At 41.7% G+C, this 8902-nt stretch carries 5 protein-coding genes and 1 CRISPR repeat array; all 5 genes read left to right on the forward strand.

The genetic code is table 11. The features are described from left to right. Nucleotides 1–317: 317 nt before the first annotated feature. From cas1f to cas6f, 5 genes are read left to right on the forward strand one after another with little or no spacing between them, the layout of a single operon-like run. Nucleotides 318–1265 (forward strand): type I-F CRISPR-associated endonuclease Cas1f, encoded by a 948-nt coding sequence (cas1f, locus tag Q8L79_RS07175; RefSeq protein ID WP_305269568.1) that lies wholly within the window; start codon nt 318–320, stop codon nt 1263–1265. Further along, entirely contained in the window at nt 1262–4189 is a 2928-nt protein-coding gene (locus Q8L79_RS07180; protein ID WP_305269572.1) for a CRISPR-associated endonuclease Cas3'', read from the forward strand. Before cas1f ends, Q8L79_RS07180 begins: the two co-directional genes overlap by 4 nt. A gap of 3 nt (nt 4190–4192) precedes the next feature. Further along, nucleotides 4193–5173, forward strand: a complete 981-nt coding sequence (gene cas7fv, locus Q8L79_RS07185; protein WP_305269574.1) for a type I-Fv CRISPR-associated protein Cas7fv — start codon at nt 4193–4195, stop codon at nt 5171–5173. An 8-nt stretch (nt 5174–5181) separates the two neighbouring features. Beyond that, complete coding sequence (cas5fv, locus tag Q8L79_RS07190; protein ID WP_305269577.1) at nt 5182–6219, forward strand: type I-Fv CRISPR-associated protein Cas5fv; 1038 nt, start codon at nt 5182–5184, stop codon at nt 6217–6219. 9 nt (nt 6220–6228) lie between these two features. Beyond that, nucleotides 6229–6810 carry a type I-F CRISPR-associated endoribonuclease Cas6/Csy4 gene (gene cas6f / locus Q8L79_RS07195; protein WP_305269580.1) on the forward strand — a complete coding sequence of 194 codons (582 nt, stop codon included), beginning with the start codon at nt 6229–6231 and terminating at the stop codon, nt 6808–6810. Between the two features lie 130 nt (nt 6811–6940). Beyond that, nucleotides 6941–8891: direct repeats of the CRISPR family, unit length 28 nt; unit sequence GTTCCCTGCCGCACAGGCAGCTTAGAAA. Nucleotides 8892–8902: the final 11 nt, after the last annotated feature.

An 8902-nucleotide genomic window follows, 5' to 3' on the forward strand; every position in this document is an offset into this window, starting at 1 on the left:
AGCCCACCAATCCTACTAAATCCAAAAATATCAAGTGATGTCCAGTACATTGGTTACCGTTGAAAGAACAACCAGCCTTGTTACCTCTTTCGAGGTAAGGCAATAACTAGCGCGACCTCATGTCACACTTGTGTAAAACTGGAACCTCTTTCACACGAATACCCTATAAATCATGCAGCATAACCCATAAAAAAGACGCCTGACAGCGCCTACCTATTATTTAAAAACTACCTAAGCGTAAGCTTTAGCTTGCATACGTAAGAGATATTTTGCTTCATACTTACGCAGATATACGTAGTTTTTAAGGAACATGGTTAATGGAACAATTGTCAGATTTAAAAGCTATATTGCACTCCAAACGCGCCAATATTTATTACCTGGAAAAGTGCCGGGTAATGCAAAAAGATGGCCGCGTACTCTATTTGACAGAGGCCAAAGAGCAAAATTTTTACTGGAACATCCCAATTGCCAATACCACGGTTATCTTATTGGGAACAGGCACATCAATAACACAAGCGGCCATGCGCATGTTGGCAAGCGCCGGTGTATTGGTCGGTTTTTGCGGTGGAGGCGGTTCGCCGCTGTTTTCCGGCAGCGAAATTGAATGGCTTACCCCACAAAGCGAATATCGCCCAACCGAATATGTGCAATCCTGGTTAAAATTTTGGTTTGATGAAAGCAAACGGCTTACCGTAGCCAAAGCCTTTCAAGATGCCCGCGTTACCTACTTAAAAAGCATCTGGGAAAAAGACCGGGATTTAAAAGCCGAGAACTTTTTTATCGATGACAACTTAATCAGTAATGCCTTAAACGGCTATACCGAACAAATTCAAACCGCCAACAAAGTCGGCGACCTGTTGCAGCGCGAAGCTCTGCTCACCAAACAACTGTATCGCTACGCAGCCAAAGCCACAAAACTGGACGATTTTGTCAGGGAACGCGAAAACACCGACCTCGCCAATGGTTTTTTAAATCACGGCAACTACCTGGCCTATGGTTTGGCCGCCACCACCTTATGGGTACTGGGTATTCCGCACGGTTTTGCCGTTATGCACGGCAAAACCCGACGCGGCGCCTTAGTGTTTGATGTTGCCGACCTCATCAAAGATGCCATTGTTCTGCCTTGGGCCTTTATCAGTGCCAAAGAAAAAACCACCGAACAAGAATTTCGCCAGCAAGTCTTACAAAAATTCACCGAACACAAAGCACTGGACTTCATGTTTGAACAAGTCAAACAGCAAGCCTTACGGGAAGACCTGTCATGATGGTGACTTTTGTCAGTCAATGCCAGAAAAAAGCCCTCAATCGTACCCGACGGGTTTTGGATGCCTTCGCTAATCGCATTGGTGACAATACCTGGCAAACCATCATCACCGAAGACGGCTTAATTGCCGTTAAAACCCTGCTACGCAAAACCGCCACCAAAAATACCGCCGTGTCTTGTCATTGGATTCGGTCAAGAAGCCGGAGCGAGTTGGTTTGGATAGTGGGGAATCGTGACCAATTTAATCCGGAAGGCATCGTACCCGTAAACTTCACTTTTAAAGAATTAATCATGGATATTCCAAGCGACAAACCAAACCCAAACATGTTGTACGCCAATACCCAACTGCAATCATTGATTGAACACTTATTCGCCGTAGGTTACGTCGCAGAACAGCTCCATAAACGGCTTATGCCAAACCAAGAAAAGCAATCAACCGCTACTTTTGTTGCCGGGTGTTTACATGACTTCGGGAAGATTGACCCATGTTTTCAAGACTGGGTGAGAAACCCTAAGAAGAAAGATTTTGTCGCAGAAGATGGGCAGCATATTGATGATGCTAAATTTAGTTTTGATAAACATCCTCGGCATAATGAAATATCAGTGTTGCTTTACCATTTACTGGATCATGTTGATTTAAAAGAAACAGTTAGCAATCCACTAAAAACCAATGTAAAACACGCTATTTATTGGCATCACACCAAGCCATTTAGGAAAGAAAAAGAAAAGGAATTTACATATTATCGAGATATTCATAATAAGCTAGCAAACAGCCTAAATGGTATTGAATTTTCTGAATTAATAGAAAAATCAAAAAAATTACTTAAAAATGTATGTGAAACCGAAATTAAATATATAAATGCTAATGAGGCTCGGCTAGCAAAAATTTTCAATGAAAATGATAGGTTAGAGATATTTGAATCTACTCAAGATAAGATTGAACTTCCATCCTATAAAGATTATTTAAAAGAAGAGAATATTGAAAAATATCATTCAAGAATCAAATGGAATGCTGAGAACAATATCATTCGTGCGTGTGTTATTTCAGCAGATCGCTGGGTATCTAAATTAACAGCATTGGAGTTACACACGCATATCAAAAATGGTTCATTGGATACTTTATTGGAAGATAGCCTGTCAACCTCAACAACACTTTGCTCTCAAATCGAGACTTGCTTAAGCTCCTCATTTTTTTCCCCTGAACGAAGCAAGAAACAAAGCGAAATTGCCCATGAGTTAATCAAAGCACAAAAAATTCCAGTCTTAGCTGGCCCCGCAGGTTGCGGCAAAACCAAAATCGCCTTGGAATGGGCGAAACTGAAAAACGCCCAACAACTTATTTGGGTGTGTCCCAGGGTGCAAGTATGCCAAGGCTTGTTCCGAGAATTGATTTCCGAAAAATACCTGCCAAATGCACAAATTGAAATTAATACAGGCGAATTCAAATTTACTAAAGAATGGGGAAAGGCTACACCAGAAGAGGATTATTTTTCAGGTGATATAGTCCTCACTACCATAGATCAAATATTCAGCGGCATTATCAGCCATAACAAAGTCGATACCTTAATTAACTTTTTGGATGCGCATGTGGTTTTCGACGAATTCCATGAATACATCAACATGCCAGCATTTAATTTACTGTTTGCTGAATTAATTGCCTGCAAACAACAACAGGAATTAGGCAATACCCTACTGGTTTCTGCTACGCCACATTATTTTTATCTAAGGCAAGTATTACAAATTGAACCCGAAGATATTGTCAAAATGCCGTCCTTTAATCAAAGCCAATATCGTATTGAGTTCAGGGAGTTTGATGAAACTACGCAAGATGACAACAATCCACTCTACAAATTCCAAAATACCAACACCATTGTTATTAGCAACACTGCCACAACAGCGCAAAAAAGCTTTATCCGTAACCAGCACGAAAATTCAGTGTTGTTGCATTCCAAGTTTAAAAAAAGCGACAAACAAAAATGGTTTGATGAGGTTTTAGAATCATTCCAAAAAGATGGCACCCAGAAATTCGATGTGTTACGTAGTGGGCCAATTGTGCAAGCCTCTTTGAACATTACCTGTAACTATATGATTAGCGAAATGACTTCTGCTGAAAATATGCTTCAGCGATTAGGTCGTTTAGATCGTTTTGGAAATAATCTTGAACAAATAAATGTGCTTACAATTGCTATAACCGGCGACGTAATACAGGGAAAATCCAAAGGAAACAGTTCTAGGTTTTTAAATAGTATGCATACATTGCAATCAGCTAAAGCGTGGTATCAGTTTTTTAAAGCAAAAATAGACGATCAATCATTTACGTTGCCCCAATTATACGAGCTATATGAGGAGTTCCATGAGTCTGATAATGGCAAAAAATCAATAGAATCTGATTTAACCGCTTCGCTTAAGAAAAGTGTGGACTTAATAAATCATAAAGTAATTGACCCAATTACTATTCCACCTAAAAAAGTACAAGCCAAAGGCCGGGCTAAAATTAGTAAAGGCTCATTACGCGGAGAAAACCGCTTTGTGCAAATGGCTGTATATGATGTTAATAAACCAAACGATCCGTTTAGAGATCAATATGCATATCAAATGCCCATCAATGAACGGGACGATTTTGATAATTTGACAGCATCAAAAGATGAAATTGAAGGCTATGGCGACAGCGATAAAAACTTGCTGGCCTACATGAAAAATAAGCACCACAACATCATGGGCGGCACCAAAGCCTATAAAGATTTTATCTTGCTTAATGAAGCAAGAGACCCTGAATTTCCCGTTTACCTGAGCTATACGCCTAACGATTTACTTCAGGTCGGCGGAGAAAGCGCTCGGCATAGTTACGCAATTTACTATGCCGTGTGTGACAAACAGCCTATCGGCGCTATTTCAATTAAACAACTAAATTCAAATGAGGAATGATTTATGCAAAAAATAACCGGCATTAAAAGCGTGGATTTCAAAGTGGTTGCGCTGGGTCATGGAGTAGTCAATTGGAATGGGCCGACAACACTTGCAGGCGATGATGGAAAAACGGTTGATAACCATACATTACCCAAATTAAGGGGTTACAGCAATTTAACCGGCAAGGTTAAAGAGGAAACCGGTTATAAATATAAAAAACAGGCATCTGATATAGATTTTAAAGAGACCCCCATGTATATCAGTCAAAACTGCATTCGCCATCATTTATTTAGAGACCAAGCGTTTGATTTGCACTATGCCAAAGATAAAAACCTACAAGATGTACTTGCATCTATTACGGGTTTGATACGCGGCTATGTTGTACCTTCAAGCCAGTGCAAACGTACAAGCCCCTTATTGCTTGAGGACTTTGTTGACCAATTAGGTAACGGTAATTTTGAGCAAATGGGGCGTTCTGGGTCAAAAGAAAAAGGTAAAGATGACAAAGGCGATGATGTGGCCAGCAACTCTTTTTTCTCCAAAACTACGTTTGGTGAAACTGAATATCTTGCGTATGGCTCTATCAGCATTGAGCAATTAGAGTTTATTTCGCTGGATAAAAAGTTTGACCGCGCTTCGATGATCATCAAAGAGGGTGAGGGTGAAAAAATCGCCGAAACTGTTCAAAACTTTATCAAAAGCCTTGACCCTGAGCGTAACCCCAAAGCCATTTTTAATAAAAATTATGTACGGGGCGGCACCATATTTGAAGAGGGTGAAGTGGGTATTTTGTTAGATAACGAAGCCATTGATATATTAATTCAAGAAACCATCCGTATGATTAGCGAATTAAGCATTCGTCAGGCCAAAGGCTATATGTATGTGGATAGTGTATTGGTAGATTACAACGACAGTCATAAAATGATGCGCATTAAGCGTTCCGAGAGTGACATATCAGAGACTCCGGAAACGAACTACGCTGGTTATTTTTATGCTAAATAGGGATGGTCATGCGTATTACGATTAAATACGAAGCAGCTTGGCAAAATTCATTTCTGGATGGCTCTAATAATGAGCCTTTGCCCAAGGGCGGACGCGGATTTATTGGTTCTATGACGAATTTATCCAAGCGAAATAGTGAAGGAAAAAATTCAAATTTTATTCAACGTGAAATTAGCCATGACACGGTTATGGGTGTTTTAAACAGGCTGATTGGTGACCAACGGAAACTGTATCAAGCAAAAAACTGCCCAAACTATTTTTTTGCAGAATTAGAAAACAGCATTACCTTTGAAAATATTCATGATCGCTCTAAACCCATCAATAAGGAGATGGTTTATATTCGTAATATTACGGGAAGTACCGATCAAAATTCTTTCACCGGCATGATTAAAGGCAATGACCCTATTTTTAGCTCTGATTATTCGGATGCCTTTTGGGGTTTATTAACCTTGGATTTTAAAGATGTATGTCAATTTATCGTAAAGCCCGACTTTGTAGTTGAAAATACAAGAATGTTTGACCCTTTAAGCGTCCTTGACCAGTTGGAGCAGTTAAATAAACTGAAAGCAATGGAAGTAATTGGGATTGTTGAAGATGCGTTGGCAGAACTAAAAGCTATGTTTCCTGATGCTGAATACATAGACGGCAAGGGCATGATTAAACCAATCATGTTTTATTGTTCGGCATTGTATTTACAAATTTCCCGATTAAAAAGTCAACACCCTGAATTATCAAATGCTTTGACAAAAAAAGATGGAATCAGCGGCATTTCAAAACGGGGATTTACAGCCAAGGATTTCATGGATCGTTTTACCACTGGCAGTAAAAAACCAATTTGGGGCAATCCCTATTTGTTGAAAGAAAAGCGAAAAGGTGAGGGCGAAGTGACTTCATTGCTAACCAAAGCCAATGGCACAATTGAAATACATTTGGACATAGCCCAAGACAAAGCGCTACAGCTCAAAGACATGATAGAAGCCGCTGGTGTTTCAAGTTTTTATCTGGGTAAAAAAGGGCTGGCTTATGTTGATAGTTACCGGATATAGGGACTAAACATGAAACATTACATTGAAATAACTTTATTACCTAGCTCAGACATCAATTTGTTTAGTCTCTGGTCAAAAGTATTCCAACAAATCCATTTGGGCTTAGTTGAAATGCAGGACGACCAAGGCCGAGTACCGATTGGTTTATCGTTTCCGGAATATGTAATCGGCGAAAAATATAGTCTGTTGGGTGATAAATTGCGGTTATTGGCGGATGAAGCAACTCTCAGCCAATTCAACGCCACTAAATGGTTATCGCGGCTGAGTGATTATATGCATTGCACTAGTATTCGCTCTGTACCGGAAAAAATCACAGGTTACGCAATTTATCAACGTGAACAACCAAAAACCAATAAAGAGCGCTTGGCCAGACGTTATGCCAAGAGACATAACATTGACTATGACACGGCGTTGTTATGCTATGGGGAGATGGCGGATAAAACCATAGCAACGCCATTTATTCGTTTAAAAAGTTTGAGTGGCGGCAATGAGTTTTGTTTGTGGATTAAAAAAACCGTGGTAACAGAACCGTCAGGATCGACATTCAGCAGCTACGGCTTAAGTGCTGTATCCACTGTACCCGACTTTTGACCTAACTTTTTACGCTCCTTAAAAAATTAATAAAAATCAGTTAGTTGCATAATGCAGTTTTCGGGATGGGTAAAACCGCTAAATCCCCTGTATACTGCTATGCAACTGGCTTTCAAGCTTTTTGATACTAGTTCCCTGCCGCACAGGCAGCTTAGAAATTTTAAAGTTTGCGGCTTTATCGAGTTTACGCGTTCCCTGCCGCACAGGCAGCTTAGAAACGATATCGACAGTCGCGACGATGGCGATCCGGGTTCCCTGCCGCACAGGCAGCTTAGAAAATATCTTCACGTCCATAGTTCGGCAAGTAATCGTTCCCTGCCGCACAGGCAGCTTAGAAAATGATCGAAACACTATTAACTGTATTCCGCTCGTTCCCTGCCGCACAGGCAGCTTAGAAAAGTAATTGAATATAACTCTATAGGTATTGAGGGTTCCCTGCCGCACAGGCAGCTTAGAAATTTCGGTATCAAGCAGGTCGTGTGTAACTGACGTTCCCTGCCGCACAGGCAGCTTAGAAATGGAATGACATTACGAACAGAATAACGAAGCTGTTCCCTGCCGCACAGGCAGCTTAGAAAGGTACGGAAGGCGACGGGAAACGTGCCGCCGAGTTCCCTGCCGCACAGGCAGCTTAGAAATTGATTCGGATGGCAACAGAAGTATATTTGATGTTCCCTGCCGCACAGGCAGCTTAGAAAATAGATGGGGGCATGAAGGGATTAATATTGCAGTTCCCTGCCGCACAGGCAGCTTAGAAAGTTTAAATAATCCGACGCAAGATAGTCTCTCGGTTCCCTGCCGCACAGGCAGCTTAGAAAGTATGCACATGTCATAAGTCATCGATATAACAGTTCCCTGCCGCACAGGCAGCTTAGAAAGGTTTCTTCTATTCTTGCTTTGACTCGCATTAGTTCCCTGCCGCACAGGCAGCTTAGAAAAAGATTTCTTATCAAAAAATGGTCGGACATTTGTTCCCTGCCGCACAGGCAGCTTAGAAACAACGAAAGTTACCGTAAAGGTGCATGTCCGTGTTCCCTGCCGCACAGGCAGCTTAGAAATTCCGTTAGATTTCACATTGATAATTTGCTGTGTTCCCTGCCGCACAGGCAGCTTAGAAAAAATCTTCGGGCGTTAAATCAGTGTTTTTAATGTTCCCTGCCGCACAGGCAGCTTAGAAAAATAAACTGGTTTAACGATTGAATTTCAATAGGTTCCCTGCCGCACAGGCAGCTTAGAAATAAATTTAAATCAAATTACAGTGCGCGGCGCAGTTCCCTGCCGCACAGGCAGCTTAGAAAAGCAATCTTCAACATCTGGCTCATTGATTTTCAGTTCCCTGCCGCACAGGCAGCTTAGAAATCGAACTTGCGTATGAGCGCGTAGAGTGCTGTTGTTCCCTGCCGCACAGGCAGCTTAGAAACTTGCGCAGTGGCAATATCGCCAACCTCACAAGTTCCCTGCCGCACAGGCAGCTTAGAAAAAAATAATCAATCGCTATCTGTATATTTGTCAGTTCCCTGCCGCACAGGCAGCTTAGAAATTTTCATTATCTGAGGCTACCGGGTGGCTTTCGTTCCCTGCCGCACAGGCAGCTTAGAAAGTAGATTGAATCGCTTTGTGGGTGCCACTGGAAGTTCCCTGCCGCACAGGCAGCTTAGAAATCGGTTCCTCGTCGTCTGTATTTTTTTGGGCTGTTCCCTGCCGCACAGGCAGCTTAGAAACAATATCGCGAAAGTCAAAAAAGAGATCCGCGGTTCCCTGCCGCACAGGCAGCTTAGAAATCGAGATCGTTTTTGATGTAGAAAAACTGTTTGTTCCCTGCCGCACAGGCAGCTTAGAAATTTTGCTGGCGGCGCAAGCGGTGCAATATGCGGTTCCCTGCCGCACAGGCAGCTTAGAAATTGTTTTCTCTATCTTTCGCGTGTAATGGCATGTTCCCTGCCGCACAGGCAGCTTAGAAAGTTATCATTTGTTGAAATGGGCCGCCGGTATTGTTCCCTGCCGCACAGGCAGCTTAGAAAGATATTGGTTTGTTTTTCGACAATATTTGGACGTTCCCTGCCGCACAGGCAGCTTAGAAAGATATTGGTTT

This window comes from Methylobacter sp. (assembly GCF_030680395.1).
In the GTDB taxonomy this organism is placed as follows: domain Bacteria; phylum Pseudomonadota; class Gammaproteobacteria; order Methylococcales; family Methylomonadaceae; genus Methylobacter_A.

Excerpts from the sequence above, each read along its gene's own strand:
- cas1f (WP_305269568.1), top strand. The coding sequence starts at position 318 with ATGGAACAATTGTCAGATTTAAAAGCTATATTGCACTCCAAACGCGCC.
- Q8L79_RS07180 (WP_305269572.1), top strand. The coding sequence starts at position 1,262 with ATGATGGTGACTTTTGTCAGTCAATGCCAGAAAAAAGCCCTCAATCGT.
- cas7fv (WP_305269574.1), top strand. The coding sequence starts at position 4,193 with ATGCAAAAAATAACCGGCATTAAAAGCGTGGATTTCAAAGTGGTTGCG.
- cas5fv (WP_305269577.1), top strand. The coding sequence starts at position 5,182 with ATGCGTATTACGATTAAATACGAAGCAGCTTGGCAAAATTCATTTCTG.
- cas6f (WP_305269580.1), top strand. The coding sequence starts at position 6,229 with ATGAAACATTACATTGAAATAACTTTATTACCTAGCTCAGACATCAAT.